Source organism: Patescibacteria group bacterium, from assembly GCA_028711655.1.
Taxonomy (GTDB): Bacteria; Patescibacteriota; Patescibacteriia; order Patescibacteriales; family JAQTRU01; genus JAQTRU01.
Map to the genome: position 1 here is coordinate 11,336 of JAQTRU010000007.1, position 17,439 is coordinate 28,774.

At 40.7% G+C, this 17,439-nt stretch carries 13 protein-coding genes; all 13 read right to left on the reverse strand.

All coding sequences use genetic code 11. From position 1 onward, the window contains the following. Positions 1-14: 14 nt before the first annotated feature. Positions 15-1,511, reverse strand: coding sequence for a hypothetical protein (locus PHQ42_01580; protein ID MDD5071404.1), 1,497 nt, complete (start codon positions 1,509-1,511; stop codon positions 15-17). Between the two features lie 428 nt (positions 1,512-1,939). Next, positions 1,940-2,368, reverse strand: coding sequence for a hypothetical protein (locus tag PHQ42_01585; protein MDD5071405.1), 429 nt, complete (start codon positions 2,366-2,368; stop codon positions 1,940-1,942). Beyond that, entirely contained in the window at positions 2,365-5,856 is a 3,492-nt protein-coding gene (locus PHQ42_01590; protein MDD5071406.1) for a LamG domain-containing protein, read from the reverse strand. The genes PHQ42_01585 and PHQ42_01590 overlap by 4 nt, the downstream gene beginning before the upstream one ends. Positions 5,857-5,886: 30 nt before the next feature. After that, the gene (locus PHQ42_01595; protein ID MDD5071407.1) at positions 5,887-7,170 is read right to left on the reverse strand and encodes an EamA family transporter; all 1,284 of its coding nucleotides are present in this window, start codon (positions 7,168-7,170) and stop codon (positions 5,887-5,889) included. Positions 7,171-7,218: 48 nt separating this feature from the next. Next, positions 7,219-7,689: an FAD synthase gene (locus PHQ42_01600; protein ID MDD5071408.1), complete on the reverse strand. Its 471-nt coding sequence runs from the start codon at positions 7,687-7,689 to the stop codon at positions 7,219-7,221. A gap of 70 nt (positions 7,690-7,759) precedes the next feature. After that, positions 7,760-8,926 (reverse strand): methionine adenosyltransferase, encoded by a 1,167-nt coding sequence (gene metK, locus PHQ42_01605; GenBank protein MDD5071409.1) that lies wholly within the window; start codon positions 8,924-8,926, stop codon positions 7,760-7,762. A 208-nt stretch (positions 8,927-9,134) separates the two neighbouring features. Continuing rightward, on the reverse strand, positions 9,135-10,391 hold the full coding sequence (ahcY, locus tag PHQ42_01610; GenBank protein MDD5071410.1) for an adenosylhomocysteinase: 1,257 nt from the start codon (positions 10,389-10,391) through the stop codon (positions 9,135-9,137). A gap of 187 nt (positions 10,392-10,578) precedes the next feature. Continuing rightward, the gene (locus PHQ42_01615; GenBank protein ID MDD5071411.1) at positions 10,579-11,532 is read right to left on the reverse strand and encodes a carbohydrate kinase family protein; all 954 of its coding nucleotides are present in this window, start codon (positions 11,530-11,532) and stop codon (positions 10,579-10,581) included. 123 nt (positions 11,533-11,655) lie between these two features. Beyond that, entirely contained in the window at positions 11,656-12,045 is a 390-nt protein-coding gene (locus tag PHQ42_01620) for a four helix bundle protein (GenBank protein ID MDD5071412.1), read from the reverse strand. 255 nt (positions 12,046-12,300) lie between these two features. Then, positions 12,301-13,215 carry a hypothetical protein gene (locus PHQ42_01625; protein MDD5071413.1) on the reverse strand — a complete coding sequence of 305 codons (915 nt, stop codon included), beginning with the start codon at positions 13,213-13,215 and terminating at the stop codon, positions 12,301-12,303. A 23-nt stretch (positions 13,216-13,238) separates the two neighbouring features. Then, the gene (locus tag PHQ42_01630) at positions 13,239-15,902 is read right to left on the reverse strand and encodes a hypothetical protein (GenBank protein MDD5071414.1); all 2,664 of its coding nucleotides are present in this window, start codon (positions 15,900-15,902) and stop codon (positions 13,239-13,241) included. A gap of 16 nt (positions 15,903-15,918) precedes the next feature. Further along, positions 15,919-16,899, reverse strand: coding sequence for a hypothetical protein (locus PHQ42_01635; GenBank protein ID MDD5071415.1), 981 nt, complete (start codon positions 16,897-16,899; stop codon positions 15,919-15,921). Between the two features lie 126 nt (positions 16,900-17,025). Then, complete coding sequence (locus tag PHQ42_01640; protein MDD5071416.1) at positions 17,026-17,409, reverse strand: GxxExxY protein; 384 nt, start codon at positions 17,407-17,409, stop codon at positions 17,026-17,028. Positions 17,410-17,439 lie beyond the last annotated feature (30 nt).

Below are 17,439 nucleotides of genomic sequence, written 5' to 3' on the forward strand. Positions count from 1 at the left end.
TAGCAATTAATAAATTAGAATCTCAATTCTTTGTTTAAATCCATTATGGCTTTAAACTCTTCCAAGGTTAAATAATCCTGGCCGGCCTTTTTCCTTTCTTCTATTATAACATCAATCGGCTTATTCTCGCCAATGCTTTGTTGGCCGATAGAAAGGTATAATTTATTCACCGGGCTTTGCCGCCATCCCTTTATCCCTTCGGTCCGCCGGCTGTAATTTTCTTCTTCCAGTAGATTGATTTTTTCCTTTACCTTTGCCGCCTGTTTCCCCGTTTCCGGGCTAAGGCGGCGAAAGTTAACCAAATCCATATACCGCAATTCGTCAATCGGATTCATCACTTTTGGCGGAACGTATTTTACATCTTCCATTCTTTTCTTCCCGGATGATTGAACCGGAGTCGGCGCCCGCAAAGGCGCTTTTGCGGCCGGCTTTTTAAATTCCGGCGCCGGAGCGGCAACAGAATCTTTCGCCAAGACTTCCGATTTTGCCTGTCCCGATTCAGCTTCCTTTATCGCTTCTGGTTCGGGCTGGCTGGCCGCAATCGCCGGAGGCGGAGGAGCGATTTCACGCCCGGGATCCAATTTTGCCGGTTCTTTTTTCTCCCTTTCTTTCTCGGCCAGCAAAGAAGAAAAACTGTAATCAATGTCGCGCATCCCGATATCTTTCAGAGCGGCAGTTTTTTCCGCCGTTTCCTTGCCCAAAATTTTGTCTTCCGGCAGTTTTATTTTTACCGGCGGCCTTGCCGGAATTTCTTTTCCTCCCGCAACGCTATCCGCGACTTTCAAAACCTCGTCGGCTGAAGCGTCGTCAAAACCCAAACCACCCTCGGCAAAGGCCTTCTTTAAAGTCTGTTTGATTTCAATTCTGTCCCTTATGCCGCGCAGATAAGTTTTTAAAATACTTTGGAAGCGGTCGGAAAGCTGTTGGCTGCCAAAATTTATCTGGATAGAACCAATAATTTTGTCTAACTTTTCTTTGATTTGCTCATCCGTTAAAACCACTTTCGGGTCTCCGTTTATCTTTTTTGTCAATTCCCTTATTTCCTCTTCGTCCTCGGGGGAAAAGAAAAAACTCGCTCCTTTGACAACCGGAGCCCCTTCCCTGCCGGCTTCCGTTCTTGCTTGGGTCTCCCGGGGTTTTTCTTTTTTGCCCCGAACTTCCGATCCGGCTTCGGTCGGCTCAACCAAACCGGCTTCGGGACGAACGTCTTGGCGGAGAACTCCCCTTTCCTGTTTCCCGGCTCCTTCCGCCGCTAAATAATCTTTTACGCCAAAAAAAACTTTCTCTGCCATTACCCTTGCCAGTTCTTCCCCTTTGCCCGCGTCCAAATTCTCTTTTTCCGTAAAATAGTCGGCTAAATCAGACTGTTTAATCTCCCTTACCATCACTTTCATAACCGTAGCCGCCAAATTCAACCCATATTTCTTTTCCAGCTCATTAATCGCCGCCATAACCGGAGTTGTCGACACTTTATCCCGCAAACCTTTGGGCAATTGGTTAAATTTTTGCAAATAATCAAACACTTTGTTAAATAAGAAGTAAGAATTAAAAAGTCCTAAATCTCTTTATTCCACTTCTAAATCTATAATTAAAGATATAAAATTCCCAATTCACCTAATTAATTTGCTCTTTTAGTTCATTTGAGCCACTAAATTTCCTTATTTCCCTTATTTTCCTACCTACCTTTATTTTAACATTTTTTGGGGTAGGGTCATAATCTCTGTTTAATAAAATTATCTAAACTGCGCTTAATAAATTTTGCCCGCTGTTCAGGCAGTTTTTCCAGCCGCTTATTTAATACCTGCAAAAATTTGGCTTTTTAGCGGGGGTAATCTCTCGTAAAGGACTACGACCCGGTCCCAAATTAAACAGCTGTAGTCCCCTAACCCCGCCGCTGGTGGGGCTAACGGGAACCTGCGACTGAATCAAATTTATAAACCTACTTTTTTAATTTTCTATAGATTATCAACCCGCCTTGAGCTAAGAGCCAAGCGAAAATAAAGAAACAAACCATTATAATTAAATCACTAATATATACATTCCTTTGATAATCTAAGTTCTCAGTAAATATCATAAATAAACTTAATAACCAAAAAATAAAACTTCCTATTGCGAATACATACCAAGCTATTTTTTGTCTTAATAAAATAAAACTAAATATAGTTAAGAAGAAAATATAAAAATAAATAAATCCTTCTGTCTGACAATTTGAATCTCCCATTTCTAATAAGAATAAACCTCCGCCGCAATGTCCATTCAAAATATCTTTATAAATAGATCCTCCAATTGGAGATAATATAAATGAAAAAATAATAGTCAACAAAAAAATTGTAAAAATTAATAAAATTGTTTTTACTTTTTGATTCATAAATTTTCTCTTAAATAATTAATATTATTAATAATTATATCGTATCCCTGTTGATTTATCTGATTCAATTTTTTAGCGGTATTTAACAATTTCTCTATTAAATCTAAACTGCGGCTGATAGCTTTATCCCTATTTTTCTTTAAATCTTTCAATTTTTTATTGTATTGGTCAATCAGCTTCTGTTTTTGCTTGGGATTTAGTTTCTTATCTTTTTCAGTTTTTTCAATTAATTTTTCAGTTAATTTTTCCTCTTTGGCAAAATATCTTTCCTCTATTTTTAATAATCTAAGTGTATTTATTAATAGCGGCTGATAAATTTTACCTTTAAGCCAACCCCGTTCATGAATTTCTTCAATATCATCAATGGTACTATCAATATTGGCGATTATTTCAAAATTAACCTGGGCCTGGCCTGAATTGCCGGCCTTATCAAGAGCGCCAATAACTAAAGTGTGAACGCCCAAAGAATAATCAAACAAATCAATCGTAGTAGTGGCAACTTCCTGGCCATCTATAATTATGGTAGTAGTAGCTATTCCGGAAAAATCGTCTTCTGCACTATAATCAATAATTAAATCTTGATTACGTAGATATTGCTGATTTGATTGCGGCATATTAATAGTTACTGCCGGAGGCACCGTATCTTGCGGCTCAAGCTTGCCAATCGGATCTTCCGCCGTAGCAGTATAAGTTATAGTGAAAGCTCTTTCCTGGCCGATTTCAATACTTCCATTGAATTCTTTATTAATTTCCTTGCTGTCATCAATAAGACTAGCACTTAATTTATATTCTCCCTGGCCCGTGCCTTGTAATTCAACCCTATATTCTCCGTCTGTTGGGTCTGGAATTACCGCAAATTCAATATCACTATCAAAGCCGGAATAAAATGCTCCCTCAATTTCATTAATTGCTTGGCTGCTGGAAAAGTCTTTACCTAATCTTTCGCCGTTTGGAGCAATAATTACAAAATCGGCCGGAGAAAAAATTCTGACCATAAAAAATTTCTGAAAAATATTTTTTCTAACCTCTTCGGCGGGTTCAGTACCGGTTAGTTCTTCAATTATCTGTTTTTGTGCCTCGGTTGGTAATGCAAGATGGTCGGCATCAATTTTTTCGTGCGGATTAATAAACGATGAACTCATATAAGGCACGGTATTATCTCCCGCTAATCTTATAGTCTCTTTTACATATCCATGCTGCCATAAAGGTAAATATGGCTCCCCAGATATTACTTTTATCACTGTAATTGTATTATCTCCAGCATTGCCGACAATATTTTTTATTTTAATGCCTTGATTATTTAATTTGTTTATCTTTTGGATTGAATTTAAATCTTCTAAAAATAAATTATAGGGGTAACTACTGGGGAAATTAATTTTATCATAAATTCTTAAATCAATTTGACCGCCATCTTGTAAATACGGGAAGTCCGGTAGCAACTGTTCTACCGATTTAACATAATTTTGAATATATGCAAACAAAGAATCATAACTTCTAGCATACGCTTCTTGTGTGAATATTAATTTTACAAACCATCCCCATCTCCCTTCAAAACCTGTCGCTCCCTCCCACCTTAAATATGCCTCGGGCGCTCCCCTATGCGGCGTGCCTAAAAACACCAATTGATCAATATCATTACCATAATAATCACTTTCAGCGTAAGCACGCGCCACTAATCCGCCCATACTATGACCAATTATATCCACTTTATCGCAATTGCAAATACCTTTTACTTCATCTATTTTTTGCTTTAACTGATAAGCGCTTAATACATTATCTTGCCGCCATTCATACGGAAACGCGAATAAATTTTTACCTTCTTCATAACCAGCCAACTTCAATGCTTCCCAAAGATTATCATAAGTATGTAAAATCGGATCTAACTCCCACTTGCCGCTCACTTCCCAGCTTCCCATAATCCCCGGCACTAAAATCACCGGCTCCAGTTCTTTGACTGGCGGCCAGGCAAAGGGCTGGTTGGTCTGGTAGATTTGCTTAACCTCATCAGCGCTGACGACCGAAGATAAAATAAATAAATCGTCAATATCGCCGGCAAAATTGCCTTCTTCCCCGCACCAATAATTCTCCCGATAGCCGACTCTTAAAGTCTCGGCCAGGGGCGGATTGCCGGGAAAAAATATTTCGCCTTCCGGCTCGCCGTCAATAAAGAGCCGGACTTTGTGGTTATACGGCCGCGGGTCAAGCGTAACCGCGACAAAATGCCAATTATTGTCATTAATCTCGCTCGTTGACGTTAAATTATAATTGCGGGAAAAGCATTTGACGCTGTCGCAACCGTCAAAATAATTCAAGTTAAAAATAACTTTACCGCCGTTTTCCGCTAAGATTAAATTATTTTTTAAAACCTTATTTTGTTCATCATTGCCCCAAATAAAAAATCGGGAAGGAGTCGCGCTTGAAGCTGAAGTTTTTATCCAAACGCCGATGACGCCGCCCTGGTTAAAATCAAAAGCCGGGGAATTCAGGCGGCTGAATAAATCTTCAACTTTTTTAAAATTTACCCCGCCATTATATCTGCCATCAACCCGGCGCGGCTCGGACTGGCCGCCGCCGTATGGATTGTAGCTCCAATTAAGATTATAATTATTGCCCGATTGGTCAAAGGCAATAACGCCCGCTGTTTCATCAAACGGGTAATACGCTTTAACTTCAACCGGGGCTAATTCCGGCTCCGTTGCTTCGGATTGATAAGGGTTGCCTGATAAATATATTTGCTTTATTTCCTCGTTAGTTAGCGGCCTGGTTTTAATCCAGATCTCGTCTACCATCCCCTTAAAATTATCAGTGCTATACGACCCCCAATAATCTTCCCGTCTGCCCACAGCTACCGCCTCCATGGCCGGAATCGGCAAAAGATAATCTTTTTCCGCCTGATACTGGCCGTCAATAAAAAGCGTGGCTTTGCCGTTGGCGGAAAATTGTAGAGTTACAAAGTGCCATTGGTTATCGTTGACTGAAAGATTGGAAATAATTTCTTCCTGCCAGACTTTATTTTGCTTTAAATACAGCCTTACTTTCCCCTGATTCAGGGTAAGCATAAGATGGTTCGCCGGAATGCCCTTAGGATCCAAAGTGTTGCCCAGCCAAAAAATTCTGGCATTATAATGAGAACTTAAATCGGTTTTCAGCCACAAGCCGACGGTTAAGCCCTCGGGCCAAGAAATAGCCGGGGAAAAAGTCTTAGAAAACCATTCCTCTTTTTGGCTGAAATTTACGCCTAAATCCCATCTTCCTTCCTGCCTCTCCGGCAAAATTTTCCCCGCCGCCCAGGGATTATACCCCCAGGAAAGATTATTATGGTTAGCGGTTGAATCATAAGCGACGCCCCCGCTATTTTCGTCAAAGTGCCAAATGGCTAAATCATCCGGCTCAATCTGGTCAGTCGCCTTGGCGCTTTTAACAACAAAAAACCCCGCCACCACGAAAATGGACAGGGCTAAAGTTAGTTTAAAAATCTTATTTTTCATAATAGATATATAAATTACCCCCGTCTCGCTCTACAGTCGTCTTGAAGGTGATAATTCCTCTAAATCCTTATTAATTTGCTCTTTTAATTCATTCGGGCCACTAAATTTCCTTATTTCCCTTATCTTATAACCTACCTTTATTTTAACATTTTTTTCCATAATGTTCAAAATATATTCCTTGATAAACAACTCCAAAGAAGCGGCCTCGCCAAAAGTCTCTTTCGGCCCAAAATGAAGCAATCCCTTATGGAACGCTCCGTCAATTTCCGCTTCAACCGAATAAACCCCGTGATCCATGTCTAAATTCACCCGGTCAAGGTTGATTGTCGGCAAACCGATTTTGCCGCCCCGGCCCATCCCTCTTATCACCCGCGCCTCAAATTGAATTTTCCTTCCGCTTTCCCTTACAACCATAAAAAACGCCAAAAGCAAGAATGCGCTGGCAATAATCTGAATATTGTTTAAAATATTTTTATTCAGAAGATAATCAAGCAAAACGGCTGACAAAGGCCAGAACAGTTCGCAGATGGCGGCGGCCGAAGCCGTTATCCTTTTTAGGCCGAAGTAATAGATAAACATGGCTCCGGCTCCGCTCGTAAAAACTATCACTCCTAAAAGTTTCCAATACAAAGCGCCCACCTCGCCTATTTTGAATAAATCCCCATTGAAGAAAATCAATAAAAAAGCCAATAGGCTTGTAAGGCCGAAACGCAGAGCGGCCGTAGATTTAAAATCCAGATGGTTGACGATTCTTTTGCCGAAAACCGTTGAAGAGCCAAAAGCAAAAGCCGCCAAAAGGGCAAACCAGGCGGCCTGATGAAAAAAATCCAATTCTCCCGGGCTTAAGCCGGTTTTGCCAAAAGCCAAAAAATAAGCGGAAACGATAGCCGCAACCGCCCAAAAATAAAAACGCCGGCTAAGTTTTTCCCCCAAAATCAGGCGCGCCATGATTAGGGCGAAAACCGGCTGCAATTTTTGCAAAATTACCACTGTGGCAAAAGTGACTTCGCCGCCAACCGCGGCAAAAAAAGCTTTAGTGATCATTAGCGTCCCAAGCAGACCGCCGAAAATACTTACCCAAAAAATCGCTCCCCAGTCTTTCTTTCTAAGCATTTTTACCTTGGACCAGCCAAAAAAAAGAAAAGGGGCCAAAATCAAAAATCCTAAAAAATGCTCCAAAAAAACCACCAAACCGGCGGGCAAGCTATAAAATTTCGGCCTGATAAAAACCCCGTCCAAACTCCAAAAAAAGGCCGCCAACATTATGGCTCCGGCTCCGATAACACTTCTTCTTTCTAAGCGAAATTCAGACATATACTAAAGGCGAGAAGATTAATCTTCCCGCTCTTCCTCCTTATTTTTTTATAATTTTGATGACTTATAAATATGTTCTTTATACGGTTTTAACCTGATAATTTTACCGAAAAAAAAATTTTTCAATCTGGTAATATCAGCTTCCTGATCATAACCCAGGCAAATAACCGTTGGTTTATATTTATCTATCACTTTTAATTTATCCCGCAACTGGCCCAAAACAGCCTTATCAACAAAACTTACGCTTTTCACTTTTTCCAAACGCAATTTCTCATCCTGGCGAGGCGGCTTCCCCTTTAATTCTCTCACATTCACATCGCGGGCAACTACTACGATTAAATAATCTCCATATCTCCTGGCCTGGCTTAAGTATGACCGATGGCCCGGATGCAGATTATCAAAAGTGCCGAAGCACATCACTTTTCCCATAAAAGACAACGCTAATTTCAAAAATATTAAGGAAAAATAACCAATAACCAAATCCCAAACAATATTTAACAACCAAACTTCAATAATCAAACGTTTTTTATTAAGATTTGATTATTGGTTATTGTTTGATTATTGTTTTTTGATTATTGGTTATTAAAAATTATACTCCTGCTTCTTTCTTAAGCAATTCCGCCTTATCAATTTTCTCCCAGGTGAAGTCTTCGTCATCTCGGCCGAAATGCCCGTAAGCTGCGGTTTTCTGGTAAATCGGCCTTTTTAAACCAAGATAGTCAATTATGGCTTTAGGCCGGAAGTCAAAATTTTTCTTTATCAAATCAATAATCTTTTCTTCCGGAATTTTGTTGGTGGCAAAAGTATTTATATAAATCCCGACCGGCTCGGCCACGCCGATGGAATAAGCTACCTGCAATTCACATTTATCCGCTAACCCAGCCGCTACTATATTTTTAGCCACATGCCTGGCCATATAAGCGCCTGACCGATCTACTTTAGTGGGGCATTTGCCGGAAAAACAACCGCCGCCATGAGCCCCGACCCCGCCATAAGTATCAACAATAATTTTCCGACCGGTTAAGCCCGCATCAGCCGGCGGACCGCCAAAAACAAAACGGCCCGTAGAATTTATAAAAACTTTGGTCTTGTCATCAAACAAATCGCCCAAAACCGGCTTTATTACTTTTTCCCTTATGTCCGCCCTCAATCTTTCCTCTTCTATCTCCTCGCTATGGTGGGCGGCAATTACTACGGTCTCAATCCTGGCGGCCTTGCCATCCTCATACTGGACCGTCACTTGGCTTTTGCCGTCGGGCCGCAAATAAGGCAGAATCTTTTCTTTTCTGACTTCGGCCAATTTTTTTGTTAATTTGTGGGCCAAAACGATTGGCAAGGGCATAAATTCCGGAGTTTCCTTGGTGGCATAGCCGTACATCAAGCCCTGGTCGCCAGCGCCCTGCTCTTTATAATCGCCCTTGCCCTCAACTCCCTGGGCAATATCCGGGCTTTGTTCATGTAGGGTGGCGATCACGCCAACATCGTCGCAACAGAATCCATATTCCTGCCTGTCATAACCTATCTCGCGTAAAACTTTCCTCACTACTCCCTCCAAATTAACATAAGCCTTTGTTTTGGCTTCACCGCCGACCAAAACCAAACCGGTTGTGCAAAAAACTTCTATGCCGGTGTGGCTTTCCGGATCCTGCCTTAAGCATTCATCCAAAACCGCATCGCTAATCTGATCGCAAATTTTATCCGGATGACCCTCGGTCACGGACTCCGAAGTTATAAGACGTACATTTTTCTTGTCCATAATAATTTTAAACAAATAATAAAGTTAAAGCGCTAAATCCTAAATCCTAATTTCTAAATCCTAAACAATGCTCAAAATTCAAATTTTCTAATTTTCTAAAAATAAAAGTTTTGAACATTTGAATTTCAGACATTTGAAATTGTTTAGAATTTAGGATTTAGTGCTTAGAATTTTATTAGAAATTAGGTGAATTAGAAATTAGAAATTTTTACGTGCCTATCTCCCATGACTTTAAATATTTCTCCTGCTCCGGCGTTAATTTATCAATATTAATCCCCATTGATTTTAATTTCAGTTTGGCTACCTGGTTTTCAATTTCTGCCGGAACATTGTAAACTTTATTGTCTAATTTTATTTTTCTTTTCATCACATATCCGGCCGCTAAAGCCTGGGTGGAGAAACTCATATCCATGACGGAAGCCGGATGCCCTTCGGCCGCGGCCAAATTTATCAGCCTCCCTTGCGCCAATAAATAAATGCTTTTCCCTTTTACAACAAATTCATCAACATAATTTCTCACCTCTTTGTTTATCTTCTTGGCCATCTTGGCCAAAGCCGGAATATCAATTTCTACGTCAAAATGCCCGGAATTGCAAACCATGGCTCCGTCTTTCATAACTTCAAAATGCTCCCGCCTAATAACTCTTATGTCGCCGGTCAAAGTGCAGAAAAGGTCTCCGATTTGAGCTGCTTTCCTCATCGGCATAACTCTGAATCCGTCCATGGCCGCTTCCAGGGCTTTAATTTCATCCACTTCGGTAATTATCACCTTGGCGCCCATGCCCCGCGCCCGCATGGCCATTCCCCGGCCGCACCAGCCGTAGCCGGCAATTACGACATTTTTTCCGGCTAACAATATATCTGTCGCCCTGATTATGCCGTCAATGGTTGACTGGCCCGTGCCATAGCGATTGTCAAATAAATTCTTGGTTTTGGCGTCATTCACGGCAATAATCGGCACTTTTAGTTTGCCGCTTGCTTCCAAAGATTTTAATCTGATTACGCCCGTTGTGGTCTCCTCCATACTCCCTGAAATTTTGCCTGCCCAAGTTTTAAACTCATTATGAAGCAGGGAAATCAAATCAGCTCCGTCGTCCATTGTAACAACCGGCTTATGCCCCAAAGCCGCCCGCAAATGCTTATAATAAGTTTTGCGATCTTCGCCTTTTACAGCAAGAACCGGAATTTTATAATCCTTTACCAGGGATGCGGCCACATCATCCTGCGTTGACAAAGGATTGGAGGCGCACAAAACGATGTCGGCTCCGCCGGCTTTTAAAGTTCTGGCTAAATTAGCCGTTTCCGCCGTTACATGCAAACAGGCCGACATTTTCTTGCCGGCAAAAGGTTTTTCTCTTAAAAACCCTTCTCGAACCTTGCCCAAAACCGGCATGTCCTTTTCCGCCCACTCAATTCTCTTCTTTCCACCTGAAGCCAGTTTTATGTTTTTAATATCATAATTCATATATAAATTGTCCATTAGAGCATGGATAATTAGTAAAAATATTACATATATTTTGGATAATTTTTATCACCCATGCGCTGTTATTTTATCCCGTGCATTAGGGCATAGGTACTTAGGGAACAGGGCTCAAGAAAAAATTTTTCTCCTATGCCTAATCCCTGTGCCCTAACTACCTAATGCACTATTATTATAAACTTTCCCCATAATTCTCTTCATATCTCTTCTCCAACCCCTTCCAGTTAAAATAGTGCGTTTGCGTCCCGTATTTCTCAACCGTATAAACCGCCACCAGGCCCGCCAATCGTCCGATTTTATCTAACGGCCAGCCTTCTGACAAGCCCTTGATCAAGCCGGCCCGATAAGCGTCCCCGGCGCCGGTCGGATCAGAAGTGTTTTTCGGCTTTGCCGGAGGAATTTTTACAACTCTGCCGCCGCTATAAATCTCCGAACCCTTGTCTCCCTTGGTGATTACCAATATTTCCGTCATTTTCCCCAGTTTAGCCAAATTCATGCCTGTATTTTTTAAAACCAAATGAATTTCGTAGTCATTGCCGATTAAAACTTGAGAACCGGGTATGGCCCACTTCAATTCTTTTCTGGAAAAATTTATAATTTGCTGCCCGGGGTCAAAAATATAGGGAATGTTTGACTTTTTATAAATTTTTAAGTATTCAATCATTCTGGCTTTGGCATCCGGAGAAACAATTGCCATTTTAACATTTTTTATTTTTTTGGCAACTTGGCAGTATTTTTTATCCATGGGTCCGGGGTAAAAACCCGTAATTTGGTTATCCGCTTGATCAGTAATAATGTAAGCGCTGGCCGTCAGTTCTTTTTTGGATTTTCTTATTTTGGAAATATCTATTTCCTTGCCTTTGAGCCATTTTTCGTATTTAAAAAAATCCGCCCCAACCCTTCCTAAAATTATCGGTTTTTCGCCCAATAAGGACAGATTATAAGCGATATTGCCGGCCGTGCCGCCAAAGCTTTCCCTTAATTTATTGATGGTAAAGCTTACATTTAATATATGAATCTTATCTGGCAAAATATGGTCCTTGAATTCTCCGGGAAAATTCATTATTCTATCATAAACAAGGGAACCGCTTACTAGGATGGTATTACAAGTGTTTTTATTTTTCATGTTTAGTTATTTTACAACATTCATTAGGGCTTAGGGCTTAGGTACTTGGGCGTAAAAAATAAAATTCTCCCTAATCCCTATGCCCTAAGTACCTAATACACAAGCTATCTTATCAAAACCTCTCTATTTTTTTATTCTCGATTTTTTATTCCTATCCTGGCTTTTCAAATAACGAATGTATCCATTAATTCCTTTAATTAGCTCCGTGTACTTATCATCAACAAAAGTAGCCATTTTTTTACTGATAAATCCTTTCTTAAAAGCCTTTCTCATACCAGCCTTAGTTTCACCGGCTTCGCCTCTGGCAATATACATTCTATTAATTTTGTCTCCGTAAGAATATCTATTATAGCTTTCGGAAATGTTATCCGTAGTTGAAGAAGAGGACCTCCTTAATTGATCAACGCTTCTATATTTTTCGTCTTTGGGGAATTTTTCGGTTACCCTATGAATAAATATTTCTAATCTTTCAGATAATTTATAAATTTCCAAATTCTCCAACCCTCCCTTCATACTTATCATACTTAATTTTTTTATTTAGATTATCTTCTTCCTTTTATAACGTTCTATGATTTTATCTTATATATTAGGTACTTGGGGCCTGGGGTATAGGGCTTTCAATCCTGCCCCCAATCCCTAAGTACCTATGCCCTAATGCACAATCCATACTGCAAGCCCCCGCCCCATCACTCAACTTTTTTACCACGCGCAACTAGAGTCCCTAAGTACCTATGCCCTAATGCACAAGCTATAAAGCAAATCCTTCTTTTATTGCCCAACCTTTTTCTCCCCACCCCCAGTCTTCAACTTGGCGATTTCGTCTTCAATCGCTTTTCTCTCCAGACTCCCTTCCGGATATTTGGATAACATTTGTTTTAACGCTTCCAATTCCTGAATTTCGTTTTTATCCGCCTCCACCCCGCCGTCCGCCGTTCCCCTTATTTTTATCTCGCCAACCGGATCTAACCTGCCTCGCCGGAAGATATAAGATTTTCCCTTCATTACCATAGGAATCTCCTCGTCAAAACCCAACGGCGTTAAGGAGGAAAATTTTAGGGATTCATAAAAATTAAACAGAATTTTAAGCCGATTAACATAATCTTCGTCAAGGCCCTTTACCTTAGTTAAGTCAACCAAATATTGGGTTCTCTTTAAATTATCGGCTATATCCAAGCCTAATTTTGAAATATAATTCTTAAGCCAATCGGCGACGGTTCTAATTTCCGCCCGGCTGGTAATCGTTTCCTTATTATTAAGAATCGCCCCTTTTAAGCCGGCCTTGAATTTATCCCGGTCTTCCAAAACCACTATATTTAAGAGCTTAGCCGATAATTTTTCCATAATATCATAATCGGGCAGGCGGAATTGCCAGGTGAAATAATTTTTTACCAAATCCATAATGTCCGCGTCGTCTAACAGCGGCAAGGCGATAAACTTTAATTTAATAACAATTTTTTTATAAAAATCGTTAATTTCCTTAACCGCTTCCAGCTCCCTTTTTCTAGCGGCCATGGCTTCTTTCAATACTTTCACCAATATTTGCGCATGTTTAACGTCATTGCTCCTAACAATTATATCAAAAACTTTTTTTAAAGATTCCAAATAATCATCATCAAACAACCTATCGGCAATGCTAATATTTTTTGTCGCTTGGTTTTTGGTTGTGTTATTGGAAATTTCCATAATTATAGAATAAGCTCTGAAATTTAATCTTCTTTATTTACTTCTTCTCTTGTTTTGGTTACTTCATCAAACTGGGGGTCAAAGTTTACTTTTGCCTGATTAGCTTTAGTTCTTATCATATCGGCAAGGTTGGGTATTTCATTTTTACCATCCGAAAGTGAACCATCACGCTTAATAAACTGGGTAGGTTTGGGCCCTTTAGCTTTGAAAAAATTTTGATCCTCAAGTTTATCTAGAAAGGGTACAAGAAATTTAGCCGTGCTTTCTGTCATATCTTCAAGCATCCTGTCTATACTGGTTGGATTATCCCACGACTGCAAAGCGATTAAACCGATATCGGCTAATTTGTAACTCTTTTCCCCCGTCTTTGGATCAACGACATGTTTCCCCATAGCCAACCTGTTGAAACTGCGGGCATTGGCCCTGGGCGCGTTCTTTCCAAACTCGGTAGAAGCTATTTCGGCATGTTCCTTGACCGTGGCTTCTCTCCATTCGCCATTTTCCATTACATAAGCCGCGGTTGCTTCCCAGTGGTTGGTCTTTTTGTTCATTTCGGCTACTTGAGCGCCCAAGGCCATAGCTTCCTGTTCGTCAAAACCGGCATAAAGTTCTTTATTGTTTTTGTCGCTAAGCCCCCTCATTAAAGCCTGCAAACCCTCATATCCAGAACCAGCTTCAGGAACTAGCGCCTCAAAAGCTTCATTGTCATTGGCATCAGCCGCTAGTTTCCTCATTATCGCCTTTACTTTTGATTTCTCCCCGCCCGAAATCGCTTCTTTTAACATCCTAACCAATTCCGAGGCGTCATCAATTTCTTTAATATTGCCCATTTCTACGGATACTGCCTTTTCCCCGGCGGCCTTAGCTTCAAAAGAATAAATCGGAACGTTTCTATCAAGTTGTTTTTGTTTTTCTTCCGCATTCTGTCTGAGTCCGGCTCTCTCATCATCGGAAAAATTCTTAAACTTATTCGCTTGCGCAAACTTTAATTTTGAATTTATTGATTCTCGTTTTTTTGCCAAAGGATCTATTTCCTCCATTACTTTTTTCCTTCTCTCCTTTAATCTATCCTGTTTATTTCTTAATGCGTCTCTTTGATCAGTGTCGGTGGATTTTCTTATTTCCTCTTCCTTTTTAGCTATACTCTCGTCTAAATTATAGCTCTCTCTTGTTAAATCATTCAATCTTTTTTCTGTACTACCTTTTTCCCCAGTTAACTCGTTAACTCTTTGCCCCCTATCACTCCTATTCATAAGAGAAAAATCAGCTTCAAATTTCGCTTGTTCTATTTCAGGCAATAGTCTTTCTCTTTCTTCCGCCATCGCCCTTCCCCCTTTTACCATTTGTTTAATCCCTTTGGTAATGGTAAATGGATGCCTTAAACTATAGCCCCTGGTTATTTGATCCCAAGCGCCCCCCGGATCTCCGGTAGTAGCCAATAAACCATGGATTCGGCCTCCTGTTGCCCTTGCCATTCCAGCTTTTTCCATTCCCTCGGCATACATTCTGTTTCTTTTAGCCTCTCTGGACGCTTGCAAAGTCTTCCACGCCCTCGGCAAATTCAAATCAATTCCCGTGCCTTGATGCAGCGTATTAATGCCAAAGCCCGCTATCGCTCCGATTCCCATCTTAGCTCCTTTCAAGGGAGAGGCGGCTAATTTCGCGGCCCCAGTCAAAACTCCTTGCGCTTTAGCCAGACCTTTGCCCGCGATGCTTCCGGCCGCTCCCCCCGCCTGTTGCGCCACCATTAGTCCGCCCAAAAGCATGCCGATGGAAATTATAAATTTAATTATATTGTCCCTGCTGCCGGCAACGGTAGCAGCAACGCTGGGATCCGAGGAACTTGAAGGAATATCCACGAGGCCGGTAGAAGCGGAAACAAATGATAACCAAATAAAGAAGGCCAGTACCGGCCCGACTACAACATTTTTGGAAAACTCGCTCCACCACTGGCTGGCATATTTCTGTCCGGCCGGAAAAGCCGCCAAAAGATAGGCCAAAGGAGAAAGAACGATATAAATCCAAAGCATTACCATTCTCATAACCAAAACCGCGATTATCGTTATAATAACAACTATGGAGATGATGACATAGAGCAAGGCGAGCATGTAAGAACCAAATATAGACGAACCCGTAATTTTCTCGTCTCTAAGCGTTGCCTTGTCTGCGTTTATACTCATAATCTTGTCCAAACCCAACATTTCGGTCAGATTACCCCCGCCTATTTCTTTGAAACTGTTAACAAAAGTAAGCATTATCACCTGGGCAAAATCTATAAAAATTCCGCAGATTGTTTTGGAAAAATTTATCAGGACCGCCATTATTAGGAGTTTGGGCAACAATTTTTTTATGCTGTAGTTTTCCTGCCTTAAAATCGTGGCAAAAGCGATAACAAGCAGAATCAGAATAAAGAACATATTGCACAGGTCTCTAACAATCACCCAACCGTTAGTAACCGCCGACGAAGTAATAAAATCATTATACCCGGCTACCCAAATTAACCCGGATATTAAAACGGTTAATAAAGCTCCAAGGGCCTCAATAATCAAAGAAATAATTTTGCCTAAAAATATCGCGACTTCTTCAAAACCGGCATAAGCGAATTTACCAATTAAAAAACTACCCGATATTATCAGTATCGCCGCCAATGAAAAAAAATATTTGTTTTTTAAAAATTTAATTTTCATTTAAACTTACAACAAATTATAGCTTGAATGATTCGGAAATCGCGCCAAGTATATATTTTACCGGATGGGCAATTATATCAAACATAAGGGCGATTACGGCAATAAGAAATAAAATAATAATCAGGGCCGATAAATTTAAAAGGCAGCATCCCGCGCTTTCCACCAACCCGATTTTTTCACTGGCCGCTTTCCCGGCCTCGCCGCCGGCCGCCTCTACTTTTTTCGGTATCCATTCCTCGCCCAATTTGCAGAAAAATTTTTCTCCCAAAACCCAGTGCAAAAAAACGTGCGTATCAATCCAAAGCAAAGTTGCGCCAAAACTATCAATTAAATGGATCCAGGCATTACGCAATAAACTATTTGTCCCCTGTTTAGCCGGCGCTGTTACTTTCTCCTCTATTTTTTTCTGCGCTCTCTTTTTTAAATTCGCCCTTTCTTTTAATTCCTTTACTCTGTCTCTCAAGCCCTTGCCCTCTTTTTCTTCTTCGCCCTCTTTATCTTTTTTAGCTTTCTCATCTCTTCCGCCCCTTTCCCTCTCTTCACCCTTCTCACCTTCCTCTTCTCTTCTCTCTCTTTCTTTATTTTTTTCTTCTCTTAATTGCCCGGCCATCAGCCGGCTGTCTAAGTCGCCGCCCGCGCCCATTGGCTTGCCCTCCGCAGCTTTAGCAAAGGAGGGCTGCCTGCCACCGCTTCCCGGCTCTGTCTGACCAGACCCTAAACCGCCGCTCTGGCTTTGGCGGCTGGCTGGTAGCGGCTTTTGGGGCCTAACCGGCCGGCCTAAATTATCCCTGCCTGACCCGTCCGGCCTTCTTCTGTTATCCGTTCCCATTCCTCCCACTCCCCCGGCCAAACTCACCAAATTATCAAGAGAGCTGTTTTCTTCTGAAATCCCGCCTCTTCTTGCCTGCCTTAAATTCCTGGCCACCGAAGCTTCCTCTTCCGGACCGTCCAGTTGGCTCTTATTTGACAAATCGTTGATTGTTCCTTTTTGTGCCATAATCGTCAGCACCACTGAATAAACACTGAAAGCACATGAATATACTGAATTATACATAACTACATAAAAACATCAGTGCAATTCAGTGAAATCAGTATGTTTTAGTGGTCCAGACTTTCAGTGATACTATTTAATAAACCTTTTTACCTCTAACTTTTTTGCTCCAAAATTTATAAGTAAACCAATTTTCACTTTATAAGCTTCAATATAATTCATTAATTGGGCTATATGGACATCTTCTAATTTCGATAAAGCCTTTAATTCAACCATAATATCGCCATCTACCAAAAAATCAACTCTTCTCTCGCCAATTTTTAATTCCTTATAGAATATTGGCATCTCCCTTTCCCTTTCAAACCTCAAACCCAACTCATTAAACTCAAGCTGCAATGCCCTTTGATATATAACTTCCTGAAATCCTGTACCTAAAAAATTATGCACCTTATAAGCGCCTTGAATTATTTTCGCGGTGATATCTGATTTGTAATATCTATTATCAACATAATTCATAAATGAATCATCAGTGTAATTCAGTAAAAT